This window comes from Streptomyces phytophilus (assembly GCF_013870535.1).
GTDB lineage: Bacteria > Actinomycetota > Actinomycetes > Streptomycetales > Streptomycetaceae > Streptomyces > Streptomyces phytophilus.
Window position 1 is genome coordinate 1 of the sequence record NZ_JACBXC010001316.1, and the last position, 1,635, is coordinate 1,635.

The following is a 1,635-nucleotide window of genomic DNA, read 5'->3' on the forward strand; positions in this document are numbered from 1 at the left end:
CCCGGCTGGAAGGCCGTCGGCTTCGCCGAGACCGGCCAGGGCAGGCCCGCGCTGCTCGTGCACGCCGACGACGCCCGCCTGCGCCGCCTCGCCGTCCTCGACGCCGTGATCAACAACGGCGACCGCAAGGGCGGCCACCTGCTGCCCGCCCCCGGCGGCCGGCTCTATGCCATCGACCACGGAGTGACGTTCCACACCGACGACAAGCTGCGCACCCTGCTGTGGGGCTGGGCCGGCGAGCCGCTGCCCGCCGAGGCCGTCGCCGTGCTGCGCCGGCTCGCGGACGGCCTCGCCGCGGCCGGCCCGCTGGCGGCCCGGCTGGCGCCGCTGATCACGGCGGCGGAGGTGGCCGCGCTGCGCGCCCGTACGGCCGCCCTGCTGGCCTCCGGACGGCACCCGGAGCCCAGCGGCGAGTGGCCGGCCATCCCCTGGCCGCCGGTCTGAGCCCGGCCCGCGCCGCCACCGGCCGGGCATATTCCGTACGAACCCTCCCACCCCTGTCCGAAACCGCGGCCTCGCGCCGCCCCGGTCGTTTCACCAGGCAACCGGCGGTTACGCTCGTTTACATGCATGCCTGGCCTGCTCCCGAGGTCCCGGTGCTCCCCGGCACCGGCCGCGACCTCCGCCTCCACGACACCGCGACCGGAGGGCTCGTCGCCCTCGATCCCGGCCCGGAGGCCCGCATCTACGTCTGCGGCATCACCCCCTACGACGCCACCCACATGGGGCACGCGGCCACCTACACCGCGTTCGACCTCGTGCAGCGCGTCTGGCTGGACAACAAGAGGCAGGTCCACTACGTCCAGAACGTGACGGACGTCGACGACCCGCTGCTCGTCCGGGCCGCCGAGACGGGTGAGGAGTGGACCGCGCTCGCCGACCGCGAGACGGACCTCTACCGCGACGACATGACGGCCCTGCGCAACCTGCCGCCGCGCGAGTTCGTCGGCGCGGTGGAGTCGATACCGCGCATCGTGCCCCTGGTGGAGCGGCTGCGCGACGCCGGCGCCGCGTACGAACTCGACGGCGACACCTACTTCTCGGTCGAATCCGACCCCCGCTTCGGCTCCGTCTCCGGGCTCGGCGCCGCGACCATGCGGGAGCTGTCCGCCGAGCGCGGCGGCGACCCCGAGCGCCCCGGCAAGAAGAACCCGCTCGATCCGATGCTGTGGAGCGCCGAGCGCGCGGGCGAGCCGAGCTGGGACGGCGGCTCCCTGGGGCGCGGTCGGCCCGGCTGGCACATCGAGTGCGTCGCCATCTCGCTGGACCACCTCGGCATGACCTTCGACGTGCAGGGCGGCGGCAGCGACCTGATCTTCCCGCACCACGAGATGGGCGCGTCCCACGCGCAGGTGCTGACCGGGGAGTTCCCCTTCGCCCGGGCGTACGTGCACTCCGGGCTCGTCGCCCTCGACGGCGAGAAGATGTCGAAGTCCCGGGGCAACCTGGTCTTCGTCTCCCAGCTGCGGCGCGACGGCGTCGACCCCGTGGCCGTACGGCTCGCGCTGCTCGACCACCACTACCGCACGGACTGGGAGTGGACCGCCCACGGGCTGGAGCAGGCGCAGGAGCGGCTGGCGCGGTGGCGGGACGCCGTCTCCCGGCCGGAGGGGCCGCCCGCGGAGGGGCTCGTCG

General features: G+C 74.7%; 2 protein-coding genes. Both read left to right on the forward strand.

Annotation, left to right across the window (positions count from 1 at the left end):
* The coding region (locus tag H5J30_RS31935) for an SCO1664 family protein (RefSeq protein ID WP_181791091.1) at nt 1-444 on the forward strand (444 nt) is incomplete at its 5' end.
* 122 nt (nt 445-566) lie between these two features.
* Nucleotides 567-1,635, forward strand: a 1,069-nt coding sequence (gene mshC / locus H5J30_RS31940) for a cysteine--1-D-myo-inosityl 2-amino-2-deoxy-alpha-D-glucopyranoside ligase (protein ID WP_181791093.1), incomplete at its 3' end; no start/stop codon positions are given.